We start from the raw sequence: 25,392 nt of genomic DNA on the forward strand, positions 1-25,392 counted from the left end.
GCCTGACGCTGAGCGACCCGAGCCAGAAAAGATCAGCGATCAGCGTCTATGCCTGCCGAATCGCGCAGTCGGTCCAGCTTCGGCACGATCACATGGCGATTGTTCTCGATCACGATCACCCCGTCCTTGCGCAGTTTGGTCATCTGCCGGCTGACGGTTTCGATGGTCAGCCCGAGGAAGTCGGCGATATCCGCGCGTGACAGTGGCAGATCAAACGTTTGCGCGTGGCCGTGTTCCGGATCGATATGTGTGGCGATCAGATAGAGAAAGCTCGCCACCTTTTCCTGGGCGGTCTTGCGGCCAAGCGTCAGCATCCAGTCGCGCGCTTCGTCGAGCTCCTTCAGCGACTGGCTGTGCAGCTTGCGCTCCATATCGGGGACTTCGCCGAGCATCCGATCGACAACGTGGCGCGGGAAGGAACAGATCTCTGTGTCCGTCGCAGCTTCCGCTGTCATCGTGCTTTCGCCCTGGAAGGGGCGACCGAGGAAGTCAGGCGCAAACTGCAGTCCGACAATCTGCTGCCGGCCGTCTGCCATCATCTTCGAGAGCTTGATGACGCCTTTGAGAATGTTGCTGTAGCTGCCGACCAGTTCGCCTTGGCCAATCACTTCGTTACCGCAATCAACGCGACGGCGAACCGAATGCTTGTTGAGTTCTGTCAGCTGGCTTGCGGTCAATACGGAGCACAGTCCGCCATGACGCGCTTCGCAGGAACGACAAACCGCCGGCGCTTCGCACTCCGGCAGATGTTTACGATATGTGTCCATGGTCGAGCCGTCCCATCAACCGTCCAGCCCTCAATGGACCGCCGGTTTAGCGCCCTGTCGCGCTGCCGAGTTTCGCTGAACTCTACGTGATCAACCTAACATCGAATTGATCGAAGTCAAAGGGTGGATCCAGTTCCTGCGCTATCTTTGGTCGCAGTCTCGATACAGATCCTGGGTCCCGTGCGCCATGCAAAATTCGCTCCTGTCCAAATATTCCGGTGCGGTTCCGCGCTATACCAGTTATCCGACGGCCCCGCATTTCCACGAGGGGGTCGACTGCGGCATATATACACAGTGGCTGAAGGCGGTGACCGGACGCGAGCGCATCTCGCTCTATTTGCACATCCCTTATTGTGATCGGCTTTGCTGGTTCTGCGCCTGCCACACCAAACATACGCTGAAATACGAGCCAATAGCGATCTATCTGGAATCGTTGAAGAAGGAGATTGCCGCTGTCGGTGCGATCGTCACTTCGGAAGCGGAGGTTACGGCCGTACATTTCGGCGGCGGATCACCCACCATGCTGCGCCCCGAAGACATGATTGGCCTGATGGATGCGCTAAAGGCAGCCTTCCATTTTGCCAGTGATGTTGAGATCAGTGTCGAAATGGATCCGAACGACCTGGATGAGCCACGCTATGATGCGCTCGCGGCCATTGGCATGACGCGCGCAAGTCTCGGCGTTCAGGACTTCCACCCAGACGTGCAGCGGGCGATCAATCGAATTCAAACCTTCGATCACACCAAGTCGGTGGTTAAGGCCGTGCGGGCGCGGGGCGTCCATTCGGTCAATTGCGACATTCTCTACGGATTGCCACACCAGACGGAAGCCACGCTGACCGACACTGTGAATGACATCCTGTCGCTCAAGCCCGACCGCATTGCGCTTTTCGGCTACGCGCATGTGCCTTGGATGAAGAAGCACCAGACGATGATCCGGGAAGATATCCTGCCGGGTCTTGAGGAGCGGTTCGCCCAGATGAGCCTCGCAGCAGCGATGCTCGTGGCGGCAGGCTATGAGCCAGTCGGCATCGACCACTTCGCGCTTCCCACCGATTCGATGGCCGTCGCGGCAAGGGAAGGGCGCCTCAAGCGCAATTTCCAGGGATATACGGAGGATGCGGCCGAGGTCCTGATCGGGCTCGGTGCCTCCTCCATCGGCCAGTTACCTGGAGGATATGTGCAAAACATGCCGGCAACCGGCGAATATCAGCGTATGGCCGACGGCCAGGGCTTGGCGACTGTGCGCGGCGTAGCGCTCACCGAGGACGACCGCATGCGCCGGACCGTGATCGAGGAGATCATGTGCCGTTTCGCACTGAACTTTGACGCGCTCAGAGACGCTTTTGGTCCACTCGCAACAGATGTTGTCGCCGAAGCGCGCAGCTTTGCAGCCGGCAATCGCGACGGTATCTGTCGCATCGAAGGCGAGCTTTTCGTCATCACGGACGCCGGTCGACCCTTTGCGCGCACAATAGCCGCCGTCTTCGACAGCTATCTTTCCAACGGCAAAGGGCGGCATTCGGTTGCTGTTTAGGCAACACTGAAGTCGCAAATTTCGCTGCTGCGCAAAACGGCCATTGGCATTTCGAGCCGTTTTCCCTATGTGGAACACAGAATTTGAGACTTAAGAGGTACAGGCGTGACCGCTACATTCGACAAAGTTGCCGACATCATTGCTGAAACCAGCGAAATCGATCGCGAGTCGATTACGCCGGAAAGCCACACGATTGATGACCTCGGCATCGACAGCCTCGACTTCCTCGACATCGTATTCGCGATCGACAAGGAATTTGGCATCAAGATCCCGCTCGAGCAGTGGACGCAGGAAGTCAACGAAGGCAAGGTTTCGACCGAAGAATACTTCGTTCTGAAGAACCTCTGCTCCAAGATCGACGAATTGCGGGCTGCCAAGGGCTGATCCGCCTGGAAAGGCGGAGATCGTCATGCTGCTTGAATATTTCCAGATGATTGACAAGGTCGAGAGCGTGGATCTCGGCCTTGGTCGTTTGAAGGCCACCTCGGTCGTGCCGATGGAAAGCCCCGTGTTCGAGGGGCATTTCCCGGGCATGCCGCTGGTGCCCGGCGTCCTTCTGATCGAAACCATGGCGCAGGCCTCCGGCATGTTGTTGCTGGCGGTCAAGGATTTCGGGGCGATGCCTTTCCTTATGTCGGTGGATGGTGCCAAGATGCGCACCTTCGTCGAGCCTGGTGCGGTCCTCGAAATCGAGGCGGAGCTTGAGCACGACGGATCCGGTTTCGCAGTGACCAAGGCGCGCATCACGAGTGGCGGCAAGAAGGTCTGCGATGCGCAGCTCAAGCTACGCACAATGCCCTTTTCGGAAGTGCCGCTCGCACCCATCGTGCGCAAGCGCGCCGAGGAAATCGGGCTCCTGACGGCCATGGCCGCCGGGGCTTGAACCCTTCATTGCACCCAGGCTGTGCGATCTGCTCTTGACCTTGGGGCCTTATTCGGGAAAACCCGCATTTTACGCCGGCAGAGCTGCCCGCGAAAGGATTGCATATGGCCAGACAACCGAATGACGTGGTGATCACAGGGATCGGGATCGTCACCTGCCACGGGACCGGCAAGGAGCCGCATGTTGCGCTTCTGTCCGCCGCTTCAGCACCGGAGCCGGTGCTCGAGACGGAAAAGTTCAAGCCGTATGTCGTGCATCGCCTGCCGGACATCGACTGGTCGACCCAGGTCGGTCGCAAGGACCAGCGGCAGATGGAGAACTGGCAGCGGCTCGGTGTCTTTGCAGCCGGTCTCGCGCTAGACGATGCCGGGATGAAGGATGACTTGGAAGCGTGCGGCTCCATGGATCTTATCGTAGCCGCCGGTGGTGGCGAACGTGACATTGCCGTTGACAGCCTGATCGTCGACGAAGCTTTGAAGCGCAATGATCGCGAGAAGCTTCTGATCGAGAAGCTGACCACCGAACTGCGCCCGACACTGTTCCTGGCGCAGTTGTCCAATCTCTTGGCCGGCAACATTTCCATCGTTCACAAGGTCACAGGCTCCTCGCGCACCTTCATGGGTGAGGAGTCGGCCGGCATTTCCGCAATCGAAACCGCATTTGCCCGGATCAAGGCGGGGCAGTCGACCCATACGCTGGTCGGCGGTGCCTTCATCGCTGAGCGTGCCGATATCCTGCTTCTGGTCGAGGGCATCCGCGCCCATCAGACTGGGCCTTGGCAGCCCCTTTGGGCCCGCGATGGTTCTGAAGGCGGCGGCATGATCCTTGGTACAGTCGGCGCTTTCCTGGTCTTGGAATCGCGCGAACACGCCGAAGCCCGCGGCGCCCATGTTTACGCCGTGCTCGACGCGGTCGAAGGCGATCGCGGCAATCGCGACAATGGGCGTTTTGAACAGCGCCTCGAACGCATTGCGCCGGAAGCCTCTGCGCTGTCGGCTGCCGATACGCTCGTCTTCTCCGGCGCCTCCGGGCTTACTGATCTGACGCAACGTGAGAAGGCTGTCCTCGCGGAACGTTTTCCAGGCATGCCCATCCGCGGTTTCGCCGGTTCGATCGGCCATTCGCTGGAAGCACAGTTTCCGGCAGGTCTGGCGCTCGCCGCTCTTGCAATAGACAGCGGCGCCATCGTTCCGGCTTTCGATCCGGCACATGAAGGTGCCCAGGCGACGCCCGCGAAACATGCCATCGTCTCGACGGTCGGATATGTGCGCGGCGAAGGCCTCGCCGTCCTGTCGTCCGACGCGCTGTAAGGAGAGATCCATGACCGACAACCGCTTCAAGGATCATCTTGGCCGCCCGATTGTTGCCGTCACCGGCATGGGTGTGATCACCTCGCTTGGCCAGGGATTGGCCGACAACTGGGGCAAGCTGACAGCCGGCCAGTCCGGTATTCACTACATCAAGCGCTTCGATACCGAAGGCATGTCGACCCGGATCGGCGGTACCGTCGATTTCGTCGCGGTGCCGGCCAACAATGCGGTCGAGCGTTCTTATGCGCTGGCACGCGAGACGGCGATCGAGGCGCTGGCCCAGGCCGGCATCAATGGCGATTTCAATGGTCCGCTCTTCCTGGCCGCCCCGCCGGTTGAACCGGAATGGCATGACCGCTTTGCTCTCGCCGAGCGCGCGCCGCCATCGACCGAGCCTGGCGATGCCTATGTACGTTTCCTTGCCGCCATGCGCGAAAGGCCGGATCCGGTCTTCCTCGAAGCCGTTCAGTTCGGGTCTATCTCGGAGCGCCTTGCTGACAAGTTCGGTACACGCGGCTTGCCGGTCACCCTGTCGACGGCCTGCGCGTCTGGCGCGACTGCGATCCAGCTCGGCGTCGAGGCGATCCGCCAGGGACGCACGGAGCGCGCTTTGACGGTCGCAACGGACGGATCGATCAGCCCAGAAGCGGTAATCCGCTTTGCGCTTTTGTCCGCGCTTTCCACCCAGAATGACCCGCCGGAAAAGGCATCGAAGCCGTTCAGCAAGGAGCGCGACGGTTTCGTGATCGCCGAAGGGGCTGCGACGCTGGTTCTCGAATCGTTGGAGGCGGCAATCGCCCGCGGCGCCAACGTCCTCGGCGTGATCAAGGGCTGCGGCGAAAAGGCCGATCATTTCCACCGCACGCGCTCGTCGCCGGACGGTGGCCCGGCCATCGCGACGATCAAGGCCGCACTCGCCGATGCCGGATTGTCGGAAGAAGCGATCGGTTACATCAATGCCCATGGAACATCGACGCCGGAAAACGACAAGATGGAATATGGCGCCATGCTGTCGGTCTTTGGTGAGCGCCTGAAGGATGGCATTCCATGCTCGTCCAACAAGTCGATGATTGGCCATACCCTGACCGCCGCTGGCGCCGTCGAGGCGGTGTTCTCGATCCAGACCATGCTGACCGGCACCGTGCCGCCGACGATCAATTACACCAATCCCGACCCTTCGATCGTGCTCGACGTCGTGCCGAACGAAAAGCGGGAAGCTTCGGTTTCGGCGGTGCTTTCGAATTCCTTCGGCTTCGGCGGCCAGAACGCCAGCCTTGTCATGACGCGAGAACCGGCGTAATCGCCCTCGCATCAAGCTTATAGACCAGATTTGACGCCCAGGGGGCGAGGACAGAACCATGCGCGCACTGCAACTGATCGATGACCGCAAGCTCGAAGCCGTCGACGTTCCCGAGCCGGACGCACCGGGCCCTGGCGAAGTGACGCTGAGGGTCAAGGCTGTCGCTCTCAACCACATCGACGTCTGGGGCTGGCGCGGCATGGCATTTGCCAAGCGCAAGATGCCGCTGACGATCGGTGCGGAAGCATCTGCCGTCGTCGAGGCGATCGGCCCCGGCGTATCCAACGTCCTGCCGGGCCAGCTCGTGTCAGTCTATGGCGCGCGCACCTGTGGTCTCTGCAAGCCCTGCCGCGAAGGCCGCGACAATCTCTGTGAACATGTCCAGGGCGTGCACGGCTTCCATCTCGACGGCTTCGCCCAGGAGCTGATCAACATTCCCGCCCGTCAGCTCGTGCCCGCACCGCATGGTGTCGATGCGATCGGCGCCGCACTTGCACCCGTAACGTTCGGAACCGTCGAGCATATGCTGTTCGACAATGCCAAGCTCGAACCCGGCGAAACGATCCTCATTCATGCTGGCGGATCCGGTATCGGCACGGCGGCAATCCAGCTTGCCAAGAAGATGGGCTGCACGGTCATCACCACTGTCGGCTCGGACGATAAGATTGAAAAGGCGAGGGCGCTCGGCGCCGATCATGTGATCAACTATCGCTCGGACCGTTTCGAAGGTGTTGTGCGCAAGCTGACCAAGAAGAAGGGTGTTGACGTCGTCTTCGAACATGTCGGCAAGGACACTTTTGCCGCCTCGATGTTCTGCCTCAAGCGTGGTGGACGCCTGGTGACCTGCGGATCGACCTCCGGCGTCTCGACAGATGTCAACCTGATGATGCTGTTCCAGCAGCAGTTGAAATTGCTCGGCTCTTTCGGTTGCCGGATGGAGAACATGGCGAACGCGATGCAGAAGATGGCGCGCGGCATCGTTCACCCGGTCATCGATACCGAAGTTACCTTCGGCGAGATCGACAAGGCGCTCGAGCGGATGGAAGGTCGCCAGATCTTTGGCAAGATCGTCCTCAGGATGGATTGATCCCGTGCGGATGCTGATCACCCGTATCGTTCTGGCGCTGCGAAAGTTTTACCACTGGTCGGTGGCGCAGGCAGTTTTCGGGTTTCTGACAGCGTTGAAAATCCTGCCGGCGGATGCGGCGATCAACTTTGCCGACAGGCTGATGCGCTGGCTTGGTCCGAAGACCTCTCGCCATCGCCTGATGCTGGTCAATCTGCGCAACGCATTCCCGGAGAAGAGCGAGGCGGAGCGCGAGGCAATCGCCTTTGCGAGCTGGGGCCATATGGGCCGGCTTGCTGCGGAGTATATCTTTCTCGACCGGCTCTTCGATTTTGATCCGAGCCGTCCGGGCGAGGGACGTATCGAGGTTTCCGGCATCGAACAATTCCTCGATCTGCGTGACAATCCGCGGCCCTTCATCGTCTTTACCGGCCATACGGCCAATTTCGAACTGCTTCCAGTCGCGGGTGCTGCTTTCGGTCTGTTTGTCAGCGTCCTGTTCCGGCCGCCAAACAACCCCTACATCGCAGAGAAGGTCTTCAACTTCCGCCGCAAGCGTATGGGGGACCTGGTGCCGTCGCATGCAGGCTCGTCCTTTGCACTCGCGCGTCAGCTGGAAAAGGGCGGCGGCGTCGGCGTGCTTGTCGACCAGAAGTTCAAGAAGGGCGTGGAGACACACTTCTTCGATCGCCCGGTCAAAACCAATCCTCTACTTGCCAAGCTTGCCCGGCAGTTCGAATGCGAAGTCTATCCGGCGCGCTGCATCCGTCTGCCTGGAAATCGGTTCCGCCTCGAAATAGAGCCGCGAATCGCATTGCCACGCAATGCCAAGGGACAGATCGACGTGAACGCCACCGCCCAGGTGCTCAACGACAAGGTTGAAGCCTGGGTGCGTGAATATCCGGAGCAGTGGCTCTGGTATCACGACCGCTGGAACATCAAGCACTCCATCTAATTAAAGGTTGTTCTTACAGAGGCTTACGTCTCATATTCGCGACACTTCGCTCGCGGATATTTTTTGGGCTGCACGATCGAACTGCATACGAAATATTGAATGTGATTTGACCTCATGTTACGCCTTACGCACGGGTAGATTGTGATGGTGCGGGGCACGCCATCACATCCAATGCGGCGAGGTACGGATGTCCAGCGAATATCAAGCAGCCAGTTTACTGGACCTGTTCGAGCAGGTGTCGAACAAGAATCAGCAGTTGCAGCGCGCCATCCATAGCGGTGATGATGCCCTGGTGGCCGCGCTTGACCGCGAAATCGATCCGTTGATCACGGAGATGATCAATCATCGCGCCAGCGAGCCGGAACAGATCTACCTTCAGCTCAGCCTCCTCACGCGTCTGTTGCGAGAAGATGCAGACGACCGTTCCTGCGTCTTGCGCCATGCCTCCATGCTGTCAGTTTTGATCGAGCGCTACTTTGGGCCACGTAAGCCGCAGCCAGCGCTCGATATGGGATCGTCTGCGGTGGATTGTCTTGCCGAATTGGGTGATGACGAGCAGCTCAACGAATCGATCCTGAACAACTTGCCGGATCGGGTTGCGGTCGTAACCCGCGATGATCGCTACCTCTTTGCAAATCCGGCGATGGCGGCACTGCTCAAGGTTCGCCAGATGGATCTGATTGGCCGCAGCATCTTCGACTGCAATCTCTCATCGGCCGCTGTGGTCGATATGCGCATGGCGCTTGATGCCGCTTTCGCGGGGCGCAGCGGCGAGTTCGCCAGCGCCTTCCACGACGGGTATGGCGATGAAGTTGTCTTCAAGGGGCGTTATGCGCCTTTGAAGGCCCGCCAGGGCCTGATCAACGGTGCAGTCCTCACATTGACCGATAGCATCAGTGTGGCCGAGGGCGTCGCTGCCTGAGCGGACATAGGCCGTACTCAACAGTTGGCCGAAGCGGTCTATCCGTCCTGCATGTCCCGGAACAGATATTCGCGTTCGAATGCGATATGGCGGCGGATGCCCTCAAAGAAACCGCGCAGCATGTAGCCGACGGCTTCCATATTGACGATATCGCCTGAGCCCAGTTTCAAAAGTGCGTCCGTCAGTTCTTCCGCGAAACACTCATCTTCACAGTGTTCAAACTTGAGCCGCTCCAGCGTGGCGTCGATATTATGTCCGGCCCGCGGATCGGCGAGAAGCTGCGGAAAGAGAATGCTCTCTTCATAGCGGTGAATTCCCTGGATTAAGGGCCCCAGAGCCTTGGCGGCATAGATGCATTTCTGCCGGTTGACCGCAGATGGCAAGGAGTCGGCAATCGCCTCCAGCTCGGTGCACAGTGCCAGCTGTTCGTCATGGGCCCGACGAAGCCACTGGAGGTCCTCGCCGGTCCTGTCCGCCATTCCACCCGCAGCTCCTCCGCCCGTATCCTGCTCGCCTGCCGTCTGCAGGAGCACCTGTGGAGCCGTCGCTTTGGTCAGCATGTGCATTTCTCCTCGCAGACAATGCTTGCGCCATCGCACGCACAGCACACCGGGTGCTCTGATGGCCAAGGTTCAAGCTATCGTCTCAATCGCCGCTTGTTTGCCCAGCTTCGCCAGTTGCACGCGATCCTGCATTGACTTGGATCAAGGTGGCTTCGTGTCCGCGATGCGATGGATGCAGACGACGCGAGAGGATTCCCTTCCCGAGGGCCTTCCGCGAAGAGATCAGCAAGCCGTTGGGGGATTCCAACAATGAACTATACGCTAGAGACTTTGGTGATGGCGGTGCTCGCCTTCGCCGCGCTGCTCGGGGTGGCTTTCGCCCATGACAGCCTCTTTGCGGCCCATATGTGGGTCGCCTTCTTTACACTGGCTGCGGGCACCGTGGTCATGCTGCGGCGGATGAAATTTGCGCCCGTCGGCGCAAAGCCGGTCACCGCGCCAAAGTCCGAATATTTCGACGAAGTCGTCAAGTATGGCGTCATCGCCACGGTCTTCTGGGGCGTCGTGGGCTTCCTGGTTGGCGTGGTCGTCGCCTTGCAGCTCGCTTATCCCGACCTCAATATCGAGCCGTTTCTGAACTTCGGGCGCCTGCGGCCGCTGCACACTTCTGCGGTCATCTTCGCCTTCGGTGGTAATGCGCTGATCGCCACCTCTTTCTATGTGGTGCAGCGAACCTCGCGTCAGCGACTGTTTGGCGGAAATCTCGGTTGGTTTGTCTTCTGGGGCTATCAGTTCTTCATCGTCATGGCGGCCACCGGTTATCTTCTGGGCATCACCCAGGGCAAGGAATATGCCGAGCCGGAATGGTATGTCGATCTGTGGCTGACCGTCGTGTGGGTGGCGTATCTGATCACCTTCATGGGCACGGTGATGACCCGCAAGGAGAGCCACATCTATGTGGCCAACTGGTTCTACCTGGCCTTCATCGTCACCATCGCAATGCTCCACATCGTCAACAACCTGTCGATGCCGGTCTCATTCCTGGGTGTGAAGAGCTACTCGGCTTTTGCGGGCGTGCAGGATGCTTTGACGCAGTGGTGGTACGGCCATAACGCTGTCGGCTTCTTCCTGACCGCAGGCTTCCTCGGCATGATGTATTATTTCGTGCCGAAACAGGCTGGTCGTCCGGTCTATTCCTACCGCCTGTCGATCATCCACTTCTGGGCCCTGATCTTCATGTATATCTGGGCGGGTCCCCATCACCTGCACTACACGGCACTGCCCGACTGGGCGCAGACGCTCGGTATGGTATTCTCGATCATGCTGTGGATGCCGTCCTGGGGTGGCATGATCAACGGTCTGATGACGCTCTCTGGCGCCTGGGACAAGATCCGCACTGACCCGATCATCCGCATGATGGTCATCGCGATTGCCTTCTATGGCATGTCGACCTTCGAAGGTCCGATGATGTCGATCAAGGCCGTCAATTCGCTCAGCCACTATACCGAATGGACCATCGGTCACGTTCACTCCGGCGCTCTGGGCTGGGTCGGCATGATCACCTTTGGTGCGATCTACTACCTGACGCCGAAGCTGTGGCACCGCAATCGCCTCTATTCGATGCGCATGGTCAACTGGCACTTCTGGCTCGCCACCCTCGGCATCGTTGTCTACGCCGCGGTCCTTTGGGTTGCTGGCATCCAGCAGGGGCTGATGTGGCGCGAATACGACGAGCAGGGCTTCCTGGTCTATTCCTTCGCGGAATCGGTCTCGGCCATGCATCCCTACTTCGTGCTGCGTGCGCTGGGCGGTGCCATGTATCTCCTCGGCGGATTCATCATGGCCTACAACGTCCTGATGACCATCCTCGGCTATGAGCGCCAGGAAGCGCCTATCGCCGGAACGGTCGCGCCTGTTGCTGCTCAACCGGCTGAATGAAAGGAAGGCTCACATGTCCATTCTTGATAAACACGCAATCCTCGAGAAGAACACGAGCCTTCTCTTCCTCGGTTCGCTGCTGGTCGTGACCATTGGCGGTATCGTGGAAATCGCTCCGCTCTTCTACCTCGAGAACACCATCGAAAAGGTGGAGGGCATGCGGCCCTACGCACCGCTCGAACTGGCCGGCCGCAACATCTACATCCGCGAAGGGTGCTATGTCTGTCACAGCCAGATGATCCGTCCCTTCAAGGACGAGGTCGAGCGTTATGGCCATTACTCGCTGGCCGCGGAATCGATGTACGACCATCCGTTCCAGTGGGGTTCAAAGCGCACCGGACCGGATCTCGCCCGTGTCGGGCAGCGCTATTCCAACGAGTGGCACGTCCAGCACCTGACAGAGCCGCGCGATGTCGTGCCGGAATCGATCATGCCGAGCTATTCCTACCTGAAGGAAACGCCCCTCAAGGTGGCAAACGTCGGGATGGAGCTGATTGCCAACCGTCGTGTCGGCGTTCCCTATAGCGACGAAATGGTCGAGCAGGCCGAGGCGGATCTGGCGGCCCAGGCTGATCCGAATGCGGATACGACAGCGCTTCTGGCACGCTACCCGAAGGCACAGATTGGTGATTTCGACGGCGATCCGGCCAAGCTCACAGAGATGGACGCGCTCGTTGCCTATCTCCAGATGCTCGGCACGCTGGTCGACTTCTCCACCTATGACGACGCAACCGGGTATCGCTAAGGAGGGCACCATGGAAACCTATACCGCCATGCGGCACTTCGCCGACAGCTGGGGCCTTCTTGCAATGGCTCTGTTCTTTGCCGGCGTCGTGCTCTTCACCTTCCGCCCCGGCGGCAAGACGCTTGCCGACGATGCGGCCAGCATCCCTCTCAAGGAGGATTGAGTTATGGCAGACAAGAAACACATCGACGAGATCAGCGGCGTCGAAACCACTGGCCATGAGTGGGATGGCATTCGCGAACTCAACAACCCGATGCCGCGCTGGTGGGTCTACACCTTCTACGTGACCATCCTCTGGGCGATCGGCTACACGGTTATGTACCCGGCCTGGCCGCTTCTGACCGGCAACACCAAGGGGTGGCTTGGATATTCCAGCCGCGCCGAGGTCGCTCAGGAGCTTGAGGTGGCGAAGTCATCGCAGGCCGTCTACCTGGAAAAGATCTCCGCAATGTCCCTTCAGGACATCGTTGCCGACCGTGAGCTAGCCCAGTTTGCTGTCGCCGGTGGTGCTGCAGCCTTCAAGGTCAACTGCTCGCCCTGCCATGGGTCGGGTGCTGCCGGCGGCGCCGGTTATCCGAACCTGAACGACGACGATTGGCTCTGGGGCGGGGATCTGGAAGCGATCCACACCACGATCGCACACGGGATCCGCTACGATCAGGACGCCGATACGCGCGTCTCTGAAATGCCGGCCTTCGGCGAAATTCTCGACGCCGATCAGGTCAAGCAGGTCGCGGCTTATGTGGTCAGCCTGACTGGAAAGCCTCTCGATGCCACCATGGTCGAGCCGGGCAAGGCAGTCTTCGCTGAAAACTGCGCATCCTGCCACGGCGAAGATGCCAAGGGTGGCCGCGACTTCGGTGCGCCGAACCTCGCGGATGCCATCTGGCTCAAGGTGGATGGGGAAGCACAGATCGCAGCCCAGATCCGCCAGCCGAAACACGGTGCGATGCCGGCGTGGAGTGCGCGTTTGGGCGACACTACGGTCAAGCAGCTGACAGTCTACGTCCATTCTCTGGGCGGCGGCGAGTAAGTCTGAAAACCGACATCGCGGGCGGGCGTATCGAAAGATGCGCCCGCCCGTTCTTCGATATAGGCTTTTCTCTATCTGTTGCGACGCTTCGCCGCTGCTTGACTTAAGTCAAGGCGGGATGGTGCCGGGGGTGGGACAAGGCGAACATCAGAAGAAGGTTCTCCTGCCATGACCATGCATACCGATGAGATGCGCTCAACCGAAGCCGGCGACGTCGAGAAGCTCGATGCTGCGCCGGTTATGTCCGCCCGGACACGCCAGCCGCTCTATGAGGCACGCAAGAAAATCTTCCCGAAGCGGGCCGAAGGCAATTTCCGCCGCTTCAAATGGTTCGTCATGGCGATTACGCTCGGCATCTATTACCTTACGCCCTGGCTGCGCTGGGACCGTGGGCCATTCGCTCCGGATCAGGCTGTCCTGATTGATCTTGCCAATCGCCGATTCTACTTCTTCTTCATCGAGATCTGGCCGCAGGAATTCTTCTTCGTGGCTGGTCTGCTCGTCATGGCCGGTTTCGGCCTCTTTCTCGTGACGTCGGCTGTCGGCCGCGCCTGGTGCGGCTATACCTGTCCGCAGACGGTCTGGGTGGACCTCTTCCTGGTCATAGAGCGCTTCATCGAAGGCGATCGCAACGCGCGCATCAAGCTCGACTCAGCACCCTGGAGCTTCGACAAGCTTTGGAAGAGGGTGTCCAAGCACGCGATATGGATCCTGATCGGCGTGCTGACCGGCGGCGCCTGGATCTTCTACTTCGCAGACGCTCCGACACTGGCGCGTGACTTCATGACCGGCAATGCCGATCCCGCCGCTTACATTACTGTCGCCATCCTCACGACCACGACCTATGTCTTCGGTGGGCTCGCTCGCGAGCAAGTCTGCATCTACATGTGCCCCTGGCCGCGCATCCAGGCAGCCATGCTGGATGAGAATTCGCTCGTGGTCACCTATAACGACTGGCGCGGCGAACCGAGAACGCGGCATGCCAAGAAGGCAGCGGCCGCCGGTGAAGCGGTGGGCGACTGCGTTGACTGCAATGCCTGCGTCGCCGTCTGTCCCATGGGGATCGATATTCGCGACGGCCAGCAGTTGGAATGCATAACCTGTGCGCTCTGCATTGATGCCTGCGACGGTGTCATGGACAAGATCGGCAAGCCGCGCGGACTGATCGCCTATGCGACGCTCGATGAGTACCAGTCGAACATGGCACTTGCGACCAACAACGGCGCAGCGGCAATTGACCCGCGCCAGGTGCGCAATCCTGATGGCAGCTTCTCCGACAAGATTCGCCATTTCGACTGGCGCGTCATTTTCCGTCCCCGCACGCTGCTTTACATGGGCGTATGGAGTGCCGTCGGTATCGGACTTCTGATCGCGCTCGTTGGACGCGACAGGCTCGAGCTCAATGTCCTGCATGATCGCAATCCGCAATATGTGCTGGAATCGGATGGTTCAATCCGCAACGGATATACGCTGCGCATCCTCAACATGGTCGCGGTCCCGCGCGACATTATCGTCCAGCTGGATGGCTTGCCGGAGGCAAACATGAAGATCAACGGGGTCAGCGAGACGCCGGCACGGTCGTTCACCGTCTCCGTTGAACCCGATGAAGCCACCACGTTGAAGGTCTTTGTCACCATGGCAGGAAAGATGGTGACGAACGAGAAACAGGACCTTCGCTTCGTCGCCAAGGACGTCGCCAGCGACGAACAAGCCATCTATGACGCCGTCTTCATCGGCCCAGGAGCCAAAAAATGAGCGCTGACGCAAAAAAGTCTTTCACCTTTACCGGCTGGCATATGGTGGCCGTCATGGTTTCGTTCTTCGGCGTCATTATCGCCGTAAACTTCACTATGGCCTATCTGGCAACCTCAAGCTGGAGTGGCCTCGTTGTGAAGAACACATATGTTGCGAGCCAGGAGTTCAACGGCAAGACGGCGGCGATCCGCGAAATGCTCTCGACGGGCATTGTCGGCGAAACGAAGGTCACGGTGTCAGGCATTCGCTATCGCTTGATGCTTCCCGGGAATGTGCCCGTGGTTGCAGACAGCGTTCTGGCGCATTTCAAGCGTCCGGTCGGCGTTGAACATGATTTCGAACTGGCCCTGACCCCGGCTGGCGATGGGCTTTATATCGCCGACAGGGACATCCAGCCCGGCAATTGGATCGTCGAGATCATGGCCAAGACAGACGGCCGAACGATCATGCATGAAGCAAACCGGATCACCGTTTCGGGGGAATGACGATGAGTTGCTGTGCAGCCGGGACAGAAGGCGCATTGGATATGGAGCGGGCCGGACACGCGCTTCCTTCGGCCGAAGAGTTGCGACTGTCGAGCCGCCCGGTCGGTCCGGGGCTTCTGCAGGTCGATCTCAGCGTGCCGGCCGTGCATTGTGGCACTTGCATCATCACGATCGAAGGTGTCCTGAAGGCCTTACCGCAAGTCGAGCGTGCCCGCGTCAACCTGTCGACCAAGCGGGTTTCCGTCGTGTGGAGAGAAAGCGTCGACGGCTTGGAGACGGATCCTGTCTCTCTGCCGCGCGCAATTGCCTCCACTGGGTATGAATCGCATCTGTTCACGGCAGCCGAGGAAGCATCTGACGCTCTGCGAAACCAGTTGATCCGCGCTGTAGCGCTGTCCGGCTTTGCGGCGACAAACATCATGCTGTTGTCGGTTTCGGTCTGGTCGGGGGCTGAAGCCTCGACCCGCGACCTGTTTCACTGGATTTCCGCTCTGATCTGCGCCCCGGCGCTGATCTATGCAGGGCGCTTCTTCTATCAGTCGGCCTGGAACGTGATTAAGCATGGCCGCACCAATATGGATGTTCCGATCGCGATCGGCATCTCGCTGTCTTATTTCGCATCGCTCTGGGAAACGATCCATCATGGCGAGCACGCCTATTTTGATGCGACGGCCTCGCTGCTCTTCTTCCTGCTGATCGGCCGCACACTCGATCACATCATGCGCGACCGCGCGCGATCGGCAATCAGCGGCCTGGCGCGGCTGAGCCCTCGGGGTGCCATGGTGCTGACGGCCGAGGGCGGCCGCGATTTCCGCACGGTCGAGGAGATCAGGGTCGGCGACCATGTGGCAATCGCCGCCGGTGACCGCATTCCTGTCGACGGCGTCGTTTTGACTGGTGAAAGCGACCTCGACATGTCGATCGTCAATGGTGAGAGCGCGCCCGTCTCTGTGCGTCCGGGAACGCAGGTCCAGGCCGGCACGATGAGCCTTACCGGCTCGTTGACAATCAGAGCAACGGCAACGGCGCAGAACTCCTTCCTGGCGGAAATCATTCACCTGATGGAGGCGGCGGAAGGGGGCAGGGCGCGTTACCGGCGCATCGCCGACCGCGCGGCGCAATACTATTCGCCAGCCGTCCATTTGCTCGCGATCACCTCCTTCATCACCTGGGGCCTTTACGACGGTGACTGGAAACATGCGATGATGGTGGCGATTACCGTCCTCATCATCACCTGCCCATGTGCGCTTGGCCTTGCCGTGCCGGTCGTTCAGGTCGTCGCAGCCGGACGCCTGTTTAAGGCCGGCATCATGGTCAAGGACGGATCTGCCATGGAGCGGCTCGCCGAAATCGAGGCAATCGCTTTCGACAAGACAGGAACGTTGACGCTTGGACGGCCTCGGCTTGTTGACAGCGGTCGGATCGACGCCCGAACCTTTGCCATTGCGGCCGGTCTTGCCGCCCATTCCCGCCATCCGCTGTCCAGGGCCTTGTGGGGTGCCTATGGCGGTCAGCCCGAAAGCTTCGACGCAGTGCGGGAAGTGCCGGGTGCAGGCGTCGAGGCGGAAACGGCCGAAGGCCGCTGGCGCCTCGGAAATCGCCGCTTTGCCGTCACTGCCCGGCCGATGGAAGACGCGGCAACTGATCAACCCTTCTCGGAAGTCGTGCTGTCTCTCAATGGCCTGGAACGGGGAATTTTCCTCTTCGAAGACATCCTTCGTCCGCGTGCGGTACAGGCCATTGCCCAATTGAAACAGGAAGGGTTTGGGCTCGCCATCCTGTCCGGTGACCGGTCGGCGGTCGTGTCGCGGCTCGCCGGCGACCTTGGCATTGCCGACTGGCATGCCGCACTCACACCGCGTGAAAAGGCCGAGGCCTGTGCCGAAGCGTCTGCCGAGGGCCGGCGCATGCTGATGGTCGGCGACGGGATCAATGATGCACCGGCGCTCGCCGCCGCCCATGTGTCGATGGCGCCGGCGACAGCGGCCGATGTCGGTCGCCAGGCCGCTGATTTCGTTTTCATGCGCGACGGCCTCGAAGCCGTGCCCTTTGCGATCGAAGCCTCGCGTCGCGCTGGCCAGCTCATCCGGGAGAATTTTGTCCTCGCGATCGGCTACAATGTCATTGCCGTGCCGATTGCACTTCTTGGCTATGCGACGCCCCTGATCGCTGCCGTTGCCATGTCGACATCCTCGATCATCGTTGTGGTCAACGCGCTCCGGCTGAACCGGCTCACCCTTGACGGTGCGACCGCTGCGCCACCGACTGCGATCGAGCGCGCTGCGGTGTCAGGCGATGCGAGGCTCGCTGCATGAATATGCTGATTTACCTCATCCCGATCGCGCTGTTTCTCGGCGGCCTCGGTCTGTTTGCCTTTCTCTGGTCGCTGAAGAGCGGCCAGTATGACGATCTCGACGGCGCAGGTTGGCGTGTCATCACGCAGGACGACGACAAACCCGGCGATTGACACTGCGTTGACCATCGGGGCCCAATTTCCGTCTTGCCGCATCGGGCAACGAATGCGAGAAAGCCGCATCCTGAATGTGCATGCGGAGGTCTTGACGTGCAGCAAGCGGAAATTGGTCTGATCGGTCTCGGGGTCATGGGCTCCAATCTGGCGCTCAACATCGCAGAGAAGGGCAATCGCATCGCGGTCTTCAACCGCACGCCGGCCCGCACCGACGAATTCCTCGGTGAAGCAGGCGATCTGGCAGGCCAGATCATCGGTTGCCACACGATCGAAGAATTTGTCGCCGCCATCCGTCCGCCGCGCCCGATCATCATCATGATCAAGGCCGGTGAAGCCGTCGACCAGCAGATCGAAGCGCTGATGCCGTATCTGTCGAAGAACGACATCATGATCGATGCCGGCAATGCCAATTTCCGTGACACCGTCGCCCGTTTTGAAAAGCTTGCCGGCACTGACTTTACCTTTATCGGCATGGGCGTGTCCGGTGGCGAGGAAGGCGCGCGCCACGGTCCGTCGATCATGGTCGGCGGCACGGAAGACAGCTGGAAGCGCGTCGAGCCCGTACTGACCTCGATCGCTGCGAAGTTCAATGATGAGCCTTGCGTCGCGTGGCTCGGCACGGATGGTGCTGGCCACTTCGTCAAGACGATCCATAACGGCATCGAATATGCCGACATGCAGATGATTGCCGAGATCTACGGCATCCTGCGTGACGGTCTCGGCATGTCTGCAGCCGAAATCGGCGAGATCTTCGGCACCTGGAACAAAGGCCGCCTCAACTCCTATCTGATCGAGATCACCGAGAAGGTCTTGAAGGCCACCGATCCGGAAACCGGTGCGCCGATGGTCGACATCATCGTCGATGCAGCCGGCCAGAAGGGCACGGGGAAATGGTCGGCGATTGAGGCGCAGAATCTCGCAGTGGCTGCGAGCGGCATTGAGGCCGCCGTTTCCGGCCGCGTGCTGTCGTCGCTGCGCGAAGAGCGCCTTGCTGCCGAAAAACTCTTCGGCCTGCCAACACTCACCGAAGCGCCGAAGGACAAGGCCGCCTTCATCGCCGATCTTGAAAATGCGCTGCTGGCCGCCAAGATCGCGGCTTATGCGCAGGGCTTTGCCGTGATGTCGTCGGCATCGCAAGAGTTCAACTGGTCTCTGCCCATGCCGACGATCGCCCGCATCTGGCGCGCCGGGTGCATCATCCGTTCGCAGTTCCTCGACGAGATCACTTCGGCTTTCACCAAGGACCCGAATGTGGCCAATCTCGTTGTCACGCCGGCCTTCTCGGCCATGGTCAAGGAAACGGATGGAGCACTCCGCCGGGTCGTCGCCCATGCCGCGCTTTCCGGCCTCCCGGTTCCGGCCCTGTCTTCGGCCTTGTCCTATTTCGATACCTATCGCCGCGGCCGCGGCACGGCCAACCTGATCCAGGCCCAGCGCGATTTCTTCGGTGCCCATGGCTTCGAGCGTCTCGACGGCAAGGACATCCATCATGGTCCGTGGGCGGGCCAGTTCTAAGCCGAACGCAATCCGGTGCTTCTTGGCACGCATCAGGCCCGGGGCTCTATGGTCCCGGGCCTTTTCTTTCGGAGGCGCCATCGGTGGCGTCGCCCCGGCTACGCCATGCTCTCCGTGGCGCTGGCGCAATGTGCTTCGCACTTTTGCTGGAATGGCTCTCGAAGCCTTGAGTGTAGTCTTGCGTGTGTACAACCGTGCTCGATTAAAATCCTAGGAATTTCCTTACTCACCATTTAACGAATCGCGCCTAGCGTCTGCCTTCGGTTAACGAAATCTCTCGTATTTCAGGCGTTGTTTCATGTTTTCCTTTCATTCGCAGTCGCTTTTGCTGGCGAGCGTGGCCATTCACGCCGTCTTTTCACTCGTCTTCCTGCGTCTATGGCGGCAGGGTGGGCGTCGGCTTGACTTCCTGCTTTGGGCTCTGGCCGCGATGAGCGGCGCGTTCGGCGCCATCTTGGCATCAACTGGAACGGCCCTTTCCATACCGTTTGGGCAGGGCCTGCTCCTGATGTCGCTTGCGCTTGCCTGGCAGGGCCTGCGCAGCTTTGATCACCGAGCGGTACATTTGCAATTTGCCACTATGGGACCGGTTCTGTGGGCCGCGTTCACCGCGAGCTTTGCTGTCTTCAACGAGGACAGCGGCCTTCGTTTCGTTTTCTTCGGTCTGATCTCCGCCCTTTATTGTGGTCTGATCCTGCGCGAACACTGGATCTCTGCTCGTAGCGAGCGCCTGCCGAGCCGAGGCCTGATCGCTGCATGGTTCGCCGTTCATGGGATCACCGGTCTTGTCCTCGCGGGCAATGGCATGGCCGAACTCGTGACGGGGCAGAGTGATGCCATCGTGACGACACCTTCGCTGTGGAGCGACCTCCTCGAAGTGGAGTTTCTGCTGAGTGCCTTCCTCGGCAACTTCAGTGCCTATGTGATGGTCAAAGAGCGGCTGCAGCTCGAGAACCAATGGGTCGCAGCAACCGACACCCTGACTGGCCTGGTCAACCGTCGCACCTTCCTCGACATGATGCAGACTTTGTCCTTCAAAATCCGCGGCGAGGGCGCCTTTCTCTATGTCGATGTCGACCACGTAAAGCGCATCAACGACCGCTTCGGTCATTCCAGTGGCGATGAAGTCTTGCGAAGCTGCTCACAGCTGATGGCCCGTGAACTACCGTCGAATGCGTTGATCGGCCGCTTGGCAGGAGCGGAATTTGCCGCCTATGTCCCGGATTGTGATGTCGACCGGGCGGCGATGCTCGGCAGTTTGATTCACGATACGGTGGCTGAGCAGATGTTCTTCTTCGGTGCCGAGATGGTGACGGTGACCGTCAGCGTTGGCATTGCCCATGGTGCCATGCAGGTCACGCCCGATGAGTTGCTGAAGCGCGCGGATGCGGCACTCCACACGGCCAAGGTTCGCGGTCGCAACGCGGTCGTCGTCTGGGATGAAGGCCAAGCTCCAGCTTTCGGATAGGATAGGTTTGGGAACGGTAGCCGCGCTCAATCCCAGCGCGGCTGACTGATACTCTGCAGCAGGGACGGCTCGATCCCGTCGATCCGCGCAATGACGGCCTTGGCAAGTTCACGCCCCGCCTGGCGGACGTCTTCATGCGCGGTGATGATTTCAGGTCGCACCCATTTCAGAATGGGAGTGCCTTGCTTGGCGACCAGATCAAGCTCCCGGCCAACCCGCTTGCCAGCTGCTTCAATGCCGGCATTGGCGGCAATCGCACTGCTGCCCGAAGACAGGACCAGGCCATCCGGCGCATCCGGCCCGCTCATCAGGCCCTGAACCATCGTTCGGATTTCCTCAAGCGAGGCGTCGATATTGATTGGCAGCGACACTTCCTGTGCGCCAAAAGTCGTCATCGCCTGACTGAAGCCTGCGCGAAGATGGTCGTAATAGGTGAGCTTGCTTGGCGGCGGCAAGAGTGCGATGCGCTTCCGTCCCCGCGCGACCAGACGTTCCACAGCTCCATAACCGAACGCTTCATTGTCGAAGTCGTGGAAGGGGTGCGGTTCGCCGAGCCGTGTGCGCCCGTGGGTCGCAAACGGCATGTTGCGCTCCATCAGCAGGCTGACCCGCGGATCCTCCGGCTCCAGCCGCGATATGATCACGCCGTCGGCTGACCCCGTCTCGAGGATATAGCGCACGGGCAGCATCGGGTCTTTGGTATGGGCGTGCGGCGTGACCACGATATGGTAGGGCGTGCCCGCCAGCACTTCCGAAATGCCGACAACCATCTGGTTGGAAAAGCCAAGGATTTCCTCGTCAATCCCAAGGACCAGCGCAATTACATTGGTTTTGCCTGTGCGCAAACGCACGCCCGCACGGTTCGGCTGGTAGCCGAGCTGGCGGGCCACCATCCGCACCCGTTCTTTGGTGTCTGCACCAATATCGGGCGCATCCTTGAGGGCCCGCGACACCGTGGTGATGCCGAGCCCGGTCATGAAGGCGATCGTTTTGAGGGTCGGTCGTTCCGAGGCCCCGCCCGGCTGCGCCGGCATTCGTTCTTGCTGTTCCGTCATGCTGTCCCGCCACTCGCTTTCGCCCGCTTATAGTCGGTCCCAAGCCCTGTGCAAACCGGCCCGGCGGCACCATTTTTCAGCGCCACAGCCTTTAAATCTGAAACGATACAGTTTGTTTGTCGAGCCTTTATTTGCATCCAGGATCGCAGTCGCTCAACTCATAGGCGTGCGGGGAGGCTGCTGCATTGCAAGAGGGATTTGTGTTGCGGCGCGAGAAGTTTCATCTAGTTTGTCCACAATTGTGAGGCATTTCAGTCATATTTATCGTGATGCGTTGCAATACTTTTCTGGATAGGTCCTGTCTTCTTGGTCGTGTCGCCCTGAGGTTTTGAGCGGAGGGAGGGCTGTTAACAAAAATTCTTCCGCAGCCGGTTGCGTGTGTCTGACACTTCGCATAAGTTTTTCCGGCAACGTTTCAGTGAGGGAGGAGACTCATGAATATTCGTAGCTTTGCGGCAGCTCTAGCCGCTACCGTCGTCATGCCGTTTGCGGCAGCGCAGGCCACCGATCTCGAAGTAACCCATTGGTGGACGTCCGGCGGTGAAGCCGCGGCCGTCGCCGAACTCGCCAAGGCTTTCGACGCCACCGGCAACAAATGGATCGACGGCGCCATCGCCGGGTCCGGCGGCACGGCCCGCCCGATCATGATCAGCCGCATCACCGGCGGCGATCCGATGGGCGCCACCCAGTTCAACCACGGCCGGCAGGCCGAGGAACTGGTTGAAGCCGGCCTGATGAAGGACCTGACGGCGGTTGCCGAAAAGGAAAAGTGGAAGGATATCATCAAGCCGGCAAGCCTGCTCGACAGCTGCACGATCGACGGCAAGATCTATTGCGCGCCGGTCAACATCCATTCCTGGCAGTGGCTGTGGCTGTCGAATGCCGCGTTCGAGCAGGCCGGCGTTGCTGTTCCGAAGAACTGGGACGAATTCGTCGCAGCCGCACCGGCACTCGAAGCCAAGGGTATCATTCCGCTCGCCGTTGGTGGTCAGCCCTGGCAGTCTGCCGGTGCCTTTGACGTTCTGATGGTCGCCATCGCCGGCAAGGAAACCTTCGAGAAGGTGTTCAAGGAGAAGGACGAGGAAGTCGCGGCAGGTCCTGAAATCGCCAAGGTCTTCAAGGCCGCTGATGATGCGCGTCGCATGGCCAAGGGCTCGAATGTCCAGGACTGGAACCAGGCAACCAATCTCGTCATCACCGGCAAGGCTGGCGGCCAGATCATGGGTGACTGGGCACAGGGCGAGTTCGCGCTCGCCAACCAGGTTGCGGGCAAGGACTATACCTGCCTTCCGGGCCTCGGCGTGAACGAGATCATCTCTACAGGTGGTGACGCCTTCTACTTCCCCGTCGTTGATGACGAGGCTAAGTCGGCAGCACAGGATGTCTTGGCTTCGACACTGCTCTCGCCGACCACGCAGGTGGCATTCAACCTGAAGAAGGGTTCGCTGCCGGTTCGTGGCGACGTCGATCTCGCCGCTGCCAATGACTGCATGAAGAAGGGCCTTGATATCCTTGCCAAGGGCAATGTTATCCAGGGCACCGACCAGCTGCTCTCGGCTGATAGCCAGAAGCAGAAGGAGGACCTCTTCTCCGAGTTCTTCGCCAATGCCTCCATGACACCGGAAGACGCGCAGAAGCGTTTCGCCGACATCATCGCATCTGCCGAATGATTTGACCGGATGACGATCGGCCGGGGTTCGTCCCCGGCCGTTCACTGGCCAATTTCAACCGGGGAGAGCGACGTGTCGCTCGGCAGCGGACCGCGTGGGAGGAGGGGCGCCTTGTGGTGCTCTCGTCGCGGACCTTGCTCGATCCCGGTGTCTAGGACGAGGAGGACGGACCCATGGCAAGCGCTCGGCATGCCGGTCGACCCAACAAGCTGTTTCGCAATCTTAATGCCAAGATTGCATCGATCCCGATGGTTCTCACCGCTCTGGTGATCTTCCTCGGCGGGACCATCTGGACGGTGGTCTATTCCTTCACCAATTCGAAGCTCTTGCCGCGCACGAATTTCGTCGGCTTCGACCAGTATGAACGCCTCTGGGATGCGCCGCGCTGGGTCATGTCGATCCAGAATCTGGCGATCTACGGCATCTTGTCCCTGATCTTCTCGATCGTGATCGGCTTTGTTCTCGCAGCATTGATGGACCAGAAGATCCGCTTTGAAAACGCTTTCCGGACGATCTTCCTCTATCCCTTTGCGCTTTCATTCATCGTCACCGGCCTTGTCTGGCAATGGATCCTGAATCCTGATTTCGGTGTTCAGTCGATCGTCCGCTCGCTTGGCTGGGAGACCTTTACCTTCAATCCGCTCTATGACGCCGATATCGTCATCTACGGCATCCTGATCGCCGGTCTCTGGCAGGGGACGGGCCTCGTCATGTGCCTGCTACTTGCCGGCCTTCGCGGCATTGATGAGGATATCTGGAAGGCCTCGCGGGTCGATGGCATCCCGATGTGGCGGACCTATCTCTTCATCGTCATCCCGATGATGCGACCCGTCTTCATCACCACGCTCGTGATCATCACCTCCGGCATCGTCCGCCTCTACGATCTGGTCGTTGCCCAGACCAGTGGCGGCCCCGGCATCGCCTCCGAAGTCCCGGCGAAATATGTCTATGACTACATGTTTCAGGCACAGAACCTCGGTCAGGGCTTCGCTGCATCGACGATGATGTTGCTGACCGTCGCCATCATCATCATCCCCTGGGCCTATCTGGAATTCGGAGGTAAGAAGCGTGGCTAATCCCGGTTCTCTCAACGCTGCGGCTGCCGGTTGCGATGCAGTCTCTGGCCGTCTGGAAACAGGCCCCCGTGGCGCCAAGCCCAAACGGACCTTTTCCGGCCGCAACATCATGCTCTACGGCTCGCTGATCTTCTTTGCGCTCTACTACCTGGTGCCGCTCTACGTGATGGTCGTAACATCGCTCAAGGGCATGCCGGAAATCCGTCTCGGCAACATCTTCTCGCCGCCGATGGAGATCACCTTCGAGCCCTGGGTCAAAGCCTGGGCCACAGCCTGCACGGGCCTCAATTGCGACGGCCTGTCGCGTGGCTTCTGGAATTCGGTGCGCATCACCATCCCCTCGACGCTGATCTCGATCCTGATTGCCTCGGTCAACGGCTATGCGCTGGCCAACTGGCGCTTCAAGGGCTCGGAATTCTTCTTCACCGTCCTGATCATCGGCGCCTTCATTCCCTATCAGGTGATGATCTATCCGATCGTCATCGTGCTGCGCGAACTCGGGATCTACGGAACCCTAACCGGCCTTGTTATCGTGCACACCATCTTCGGCATGCCGATCCTGACACTGCTCTTCCGCAACTATTTCACGTCGCTGCCCGAAGAACTGTTCAAGGCGGCGCGCATTGATGGGGCAGGGTTCTGGCAGATTTATCTCAGAATCATGCTGCCGATGTCGCTGCCGATCTTCGTCGTGGCCATGATCCTGCAGATCACCGGTATCTGGAACGACTTCCTGTTCGGCGTCGTGTTCACCCGCCCGGAATATTACCCGATGACAGTGCAGCTCAACAACATCGTCAATTCGGTCCAGGGCGTGAAGGAATACAACGTCAACATGGCCGCGACGCTTTTGACCGGCGCGGTGCCGCTCATCGTCTACTTCATTTCCGGACGCCTCTTCGTCCGGGGCATCGCAGCCGGCGCAGTCAAGGGTTAAGC

Annotated in this window: 24 protein-coding genes; 21 read left to right on the forward strand and 3 right to left on the reverse strand. The window is 59.8% G+C overall.

The genetic code is table 11. The features are described from left to right. Positions 1–32: 32 nt before the first annotated feature. Positions 33–767 carry a Crp/Fnr family transcriptional regulator gene (locus tag IP76_RS11985; protein ID WP_054158443.1) on the reverse strand — a complete coding sequence of 245 codons (735 nt, stop codon included), beginning with the start codon at positions 765–767 and terminating at the stop codon, positions 33–35. A gap of 187 nt (positions 768–954) precedes the next feature. Between IP76_RS11985 and hemN the strand changes: the two genes are divergently transcribed. The 8 genes from hemN to IP76_RS12025 all read left to right on the forward strand — a co-directional run bounded on the left by hemN (position 955) and on the right by IP76_RS12025 (position 8,740). Continuing rightward, positions 955–2,304, forward strand: coding sequence for an oxygen-independent coproporphyrinogen III oxidase (gene hemN / locus IP76_RS11990; RefSeq protein WP_054158444.1), 1,350 nt, complete (start codon positions 955–957; stop codon positions 2,302–2,304). Between the two features lie 105 nt (positions 2,305–2,409). Then, positions 2,410–2,688, forward strand: coding sequence for an acyl carrier protein (locus tag IP76_RS11995; RefSeq protein WP_054158445.1), 279 nt, complete (start codon positions 2,410–2,412; stop codon positions 2,686–2,688). A gap of 25 nt (positions 2,689–2,713) precedes the next feature. Next, positions 2,714–3,187 (forward strand): 3-hydroxyacyl-ACP dehydratase FabZ family protein, encoded by a 474-nt coding sequence (locus tag IP76_RS12000; protein WP_054158446.1) that lies wholly within the window; start codon positions 2,714–2,716, stop codon positions 3,185–3,187. Positions 3,188–3,291: 104 nt separating this feature from the next. Further along, entirely contained in the window at positions 3,292–4,497 is a 1,206-nt protein-coding gene (locus IP76_RS12005) for a beta-ketoacyl-ACP synthase (RefSeq protein ID WP_054158447.1), read from the forward strand. 10 nt (positions 4,498–4,507) lie between these two features. Beyond that, entirely contained in the window at positions 4,508–5,797 is a 1,290-nt protein-coding gene (locus IP76_RS12010; protein ID WP_054158448.1) for a beta-ketoacyl-ACP synthase, read from the forward strand. 58 nt (positions 5,798–5,855) lie between these two features. After that, entirely contained in the window at positions 5,856–6,884 is a 1,029-nt protein-coding gene (locus IP76_RS12015) for a zinc-binding dehydrogenase (RefSeq protein WP_054158449.1), read from the forward strand. Positions 6,885–6,888: 4 nt separating this feature from the next. Continuing rightward, the gene (locus tag IP76_RS12020; RefSeq protein ID WP_054158450.1) at positions 6,889–7,818 is read left to right on the forward strand and encodes a lipid A biosynthesis lauroyl acyltransferase; all 930 of its coding nucleotides are present in this window, start codon (positions 6,889–6,891) and stop codon (positions 7,816–7,818) included. 187 nt (positions 7,819–8,005) lie between these two features. After that, positions 8,006–8,740, forward strand: a complete 735-nt coding sequence (locus IP76_RS12025) for a PAS domain-containing protein (protein WP_054158451.1) — start codon at positions 8,006–8,008, stop codon at positions 8,738–8,740. Positions 8,741–8,778: 38 nt separating this feature from the next. On the opposite strand, the gene IP76_RS12030 is transcribed toward IP76_RS12025, so the two are convergent. Next, complete coding sequence (locus tag IP76_RS12030) at positions 8,779–9,300, reverse strand: hemerythrin domain-containing protein (protein ID WP_082352507.1); 522 nt, start codon at positions 9,298–9,300, stop codon at positions 8,779–8,781. A gap of 252 nt (positions 9,301–9,552) precedes the next feature. Between IP76_RS12030 and ccoN the strand changes: the two genes are divergently transcribed. From ccoN to IP76_RS12075, 10 genes are all read left to right on the forward strand, one after another. Continuing rightward, entirely contained in the window at positions 9,553–11,181 is a 1,629-nt protein-coding gene (gene ccoN / locus IP76_RS12035; RefSeq protein ID WP_054158452.1) for a cytochrome-c oxidase, cbb3-type subunit I, read from the forward strand. A gap of 13 nt (positions 11,182–11,194) precedes the next feature. Continuing rightward, positions 11,195–11,926, forward strand: a complete 732-nt coding sequence (gene ccoO / locus IP76_RS12040; RefSeq protein WP_054158453.1) for a cytochrome-c oxidase, cbb3-type subunit II — start codon at positions 11,195–11,197, stop codon at positions 11,924–11,926. 10 nt (positions 11,927–11,936) lie between these two features. Then, on the forward strand, positions 11,937–12,089 hold the full coding sequence (locus tag IP76_RS12045; protein WP_054158454.1) for a CcoQ/FixQ family Cbb3-type cytochrome c oxidase assembly chaperone: 153 nt from the start codon (positions 11,937–11,939) through the stop codon (positions 12,087–12,089). Between the two features lie 3 nt (positions 12,090–12,092). Further along, the gene (gene ccoP, locus IP76_RS12050; RefSeq protein WP_054158455.1) at positions 12,093–12,959 is read left to right on the forward strand and encodes a cytochrome-c oxidase, cbb3-type subunit III; all 867 of its coding nucleotides are present in this window, start codon (positions 12,093–12,095) and stop codon (positions 12,957–12,959) included. Positions 12,960–13,133: 174 nt separating this feature from the next. Then, positions 13,134–14,714 (forward strand): cytochrome c oxidase accessory protein CcoG, encoded by a 1,581-nt coding sequence (ccoG, locus tag IP76_RS12055; protein ID WP_054158528.1) that lies wholly within the window; start codon positions 13,134–13,136, stop codon positions 14,712–14,714. Further along, positions 14,711–15,199: a FixH family protein gene (locus IP76_RS12060; protein WP_054158456.1), complete on the forward strand. Its 489-nt coding sequence runs from the start codon at positions 14,711–14,713 to the stop codon at positions 15,197–15,199. Before ccoG ends, IP76_RS12060 begins: the two co-directional genes overlap by 4 nt. A 2-nt stretch (positions 15,200–15,201) precedes the next feature. Further along, positions 15,202–17,514 (forward strand): cation-translocating P-type ATPase, encoded by a 2,313-nt coding sequence (locus tag IP76_RS12065; protein WP_054158529.1) that lies wholly within the window; start codon positions 15,202–15,204, stop codon positions 17,512–17,514. Further along, positions 17,511–17,666 (forward strand): cbb3-type cytochrome oxidase assembly protein CcoS, encoded by a 156-nt coding sequence (ccoS, locus tag IP76_RS22805; protein WP_082352508.1) that lies wholly within the window; start codon positions 17,511–17,513, stop codon positions 17,664–17,666. The genes IP76_RS12065 and ccoS overlap by 4 nt, the downstream gene beginning before the upstream one ends. A gap of 96 nt (positions 17,667–17,762) precedes the next feature. Continuing rightward, positions 17,763–19,184 (forward strand): NADP-dependent phosphogluconate dehydrogenase, encoded by a 1,422-nt coding sequence (gene gndA, locus IP76_RS12070; RefSeq protein WP_054158457.1) that lies wholly within the window; start codon positions 17,763–17,765, stop codon positions 19,182–19,184. 298 nt (positions 19,185–19,482) lie between these two features. Then, complete coding sequence (locus IP76_RS12075; RefSeq protein ID WP_054158458.1) at positions 19,483–20,652, forward strand: diguanylate cyclase; 1,170 nt, start codon at positions 19,483–19,485, stop codon at positions 20,650–20,652. 26 nt (positions 20,653–20,678) lie between these two features. Here the strand turns inward: IP76_RS12075 and IP76_RS12080 are convergent, their stop codons facing one another. Next, on the reverse strand, positions 20,679–21,707 hold the full coding sequence (locus IP76_RS12080; RefSeq protein ID WP_054158459.1) for a LacI family transcriptional regulator: 1,029 nt from the start codon (positions 21,705–21,707) through the stop codon (positions 20,679–20,681). Positions 21,708–22,141: 434 nt separating this feature from the next. Here IP76_RS12080 and IP76_RS12085 point away from each other — a divergent pair, with 434 nt between their 5' ends. The 3 genes from IP76_RS12085 (at position 22,142) to IP76_RS12095 (ending at position 25,390) form a co-directional block, all read left to right on the forward strand. Beyond that, on the forward strand, positions 22,142–23,377 hold the full coding sequence (locus IP76_RS12085; RefSeq protein ID WP_054158460.1) for an ABC transporter substrate-binding protein: 1,236 nt from the start codon (positions 22,142–22,144) through the stop codon (positions 23,375–23,377). Between the two features lie 173 nt (positions 23,378–23,550). Beyond that, complete coding sequence (locus IP76_RS12090) at positions 23,551–24,453, forward strand: carbohydrate ABC transporter permease (RefSeq protein WP_054158461.1); 903 nt, start codon at positions 23,551–23,553, stop codon at positions 24,451–24,453. Beyond that, complete coding sequence (locus IP76_RS12095) at positions 24,446–25,390, forward strand: carbohydrate ABC transporter permease (RefSeq protein WP_054158462.1); 945 nt, start codon at positions 24,446–24,448, stop codon at positions 25,388–25,390. Before IP76_RS12090 ends, IP76_RS12095 begins: the two co-directional genes overlap by 8 nt. Positions 25,391–25,392 lie beyond the last annotated feature (2 nt).

It is taken from the genome of Rhizobium sp. AAP43, from assembly GCF_001296045.1.
In the GTDB taxonomy this organism is placed as follows: domain Bacteria; phylum Pseudomonadota; class Alphaproteobacteria; order Rhizobiales; family Rhizobiaceae; genus Allorhizobium.

What these genes read in the sequence shown, in the direction of transcription:
- IP76_RS11985 (WP_054158443.1), bottom strand. Translation starts at nt 767, where the DNA reads ATGGACACATATCGTAAACATCTGCCGGAGTGCGAAGCGCCGGCGGTT.
- hemN (WP_054158444.1), top strand. Translation starts at nt 955, where the DNA reads ATGCAAAATTCGCTCCTGTCCAAATATTCCGGTGCGGTTCCGCGCTAT.
- IP76_RS12000 (WP_054158446.1), top strand. Translation starts at nt 2,714, where the DNA reads ATGCTGCTTGAATATTTCCAGATGATTGACAAGGTCGAGAGCGTGGAT.
- IP76_RS12005 (WP_054158447.1), top strand. Translation starts at nt 3,292, where the DNA reads ATGGCCAGACAACCGAATGACGTGGTGATCACAGGGATCGGGATCGTC.
- IP76_RS12010 (WP_054158448.1), top strand. Translation starts at nt 4,508, where the DNA reads ATGACCGACAACCGCTTCAAGGATCATCTTGGCCGCCCGATTGTTGCC.
- IP76_RS12015 (WP_054158449.1), top strand. Translation starts at nt 5,856, where the DNA reads ATGCGCGCACTGCAACTGATCGATGACCGCAAGCTCGAAGCCGTCGAC.
- IP76_RS12025 (WP_054158451.1), top strand. Translation starts at nt 8,006, where the DNA reads ATGTCCAGCGAATATCAAGCAGCCAGTTTACTGGACCTGTTCGAGCAG.
- IP76_RS12030 (WP_082352507.1), bottom strand. Translation starts at nt 9,300, where the DNA reads ATGCTGACCAAAGCGACGGCTCCACAGGTGCTCCTGCAGACGGCAGGC.
- ccoN (WP_054158452.1), top strand. Translation starts at nt 9,553, where the DNA reads ATGAACTATACGCTAGAGACTTTGGTGATGGCGGTGCTCGCCTTCGCC.
- ccoO (WP_054158453.1), top strand. Translation starts at nt 11,195, where the DNA reads ATGTCCATTCTTGATAAACACGCAATCCTCGAGAAGAACACGAGCCTT.
- IP76_RS12045 (WP_054158454.1), top strand. Translation starts at nt 11,937, where the DNA reads ATGGAAACCTATACCGCCATGCGGCACTTCGCCGACAGCTGGGGCCTT.
- ccoP (WP_054158455.1), top strand. Translation starts at nt 12,093, where the DNA reads ATGGCAGACAAGAAACACATCGACGAGATCAGCGGCGTCGAAACCACT.
- ccoG (WP_054158528.1), top strand. Translation starts at nt 13,134, where the DNA reads ATGCATACCGATGAGATGCGCTCAACCGAAGCCGGCGACGTCGAGAAG.
- IP76_RS12060 (WP_054158456.1), top strand. Translation starts at nt 14,711, where the DNA reads ATGAGCGCTGACGCAAAAAAGTCTTTCACCTTTACCGGCTGGCATATG.
- IP76_RS12065 (WP_054158529.1), top strand. Translation starts at nt 15,202, where the DNA reads ATGAGTTGCTGTGCAGCCGGGACAGAAGGCGCATTGGATATGGAGCGG.
- ccoS (WP_082352508.1), top strand. Translation starts at nt 17,511, where the DNA reads ATGAATATGCTGATTTACCTCATCCCGATCGCGCTGTTTCTCGGCGGC.
- IP76_RS12075 (WP_054158458.1), top strand. Translation starts at nt 19,483, where the DNA reads ATGTTTTCCTTTCATTCGCAGTCGCTTTTGCTGGCGAGCGTGGCCATT.
- IP76_RS12080 (WP_054158459.1), bottom strand. Translation starts at nt 21,707, where the DNA reads ATGACGGAACAGCAAGAACGAATGCCGGCGCAGCCGGGCGGGGCCTCG.
- IP76_RS12085 (WP_054158460.1), top strand. Translation starts at nt 22,142, where the DNA reads ATGAATATTCGTAGCTTTGCGGCAGCTCTAGCCGCTACCGTCGTCATG.
- IP76_RS12090 (WP_054158461.1), top strand. Translation starts at nt 23,551, where the DNA reads ATGGCAAGCGCTCGGCATGCCGGTCGACCCAACAAGCTGTTTCGCAAT.